Source organism: Pseudoalteromonas sp. MTN2-4 (assembly GCF_042848605.1).
GTDB lineage: Bacteria > Pseudomonadota > Gammaproteobacteria > Enterobacterales > Alteromonadaceae > Pseudoalteromonas.
Window position 1 is genome coordinate 1 of record NZ_BTGK01000056.1, and the last position, 633, is coordinate 633.

Below are 633 nucleotides of genomic sequence, written 5' to 3' on the forward strand. Positions count from 1 at the left end.
TCTAATAGCGCTTGTGATTTAAAGCGGCCTTCCTACAAATTTATAGGGAATAAATTTGAACGCTTTTAAGCGGCCCGAAGGGTGAGCGCCATGGATGGCAGCGAATAAAATCGGCCTGTGCAGCTGTCTTCTTTATTGGGTTTTCGGGCGATATGCTCATTTAAAACCCGCATAAACCAACTGATATCAGACAAGCGCTGCCTAAACTCTTTTATTTCTTTTGCTAAAAAGAACTGCTGACCTTTATCTAACTTTTCACCAGCCAAAAACTTCTGGGTATGGAGCGTGCCTTTAAACAGTTTATGCCAACGGATTAGCACTGCTTTATCGCTGAGTCTATTTGCTTTTTTATCGTCAGCGTATAGTACAAAGTGGGTGTGATTACTCATAACCGCATACGCACATACATCAATACAAAATACTTTAGATATCTGTTGTAGTTTATCTTCTATCCACTGTCTGCGATGTTCGTAAGATTTTCCCGTATGCTCATCTTCACCACACAAATAGGCACGACGTACACAACGTGAAATACAGTGGTAGTACTTGGTATCTTGCAAGCTCACCTGCTGCTCTCGTGCCTTTGTCATTGTATGTGCCTACTTGAAAGTCTTGAGTTTAAAAGTAGGCGAT

1 pseudogene is annotated in these 633 nt (G+C 41.4%); it reads right to left on the reverse strand.

The annotated features are described in order from the left end of the window. Positions 1–68: 68 nt before the first annotated feature. Positions 69–590, reverse strand: a pseudogene (locus ACGHEH_RS21695) (transposase); the annotation flags it as partial. Positions 591–633 lie beyond the last annotated feature (43 nt).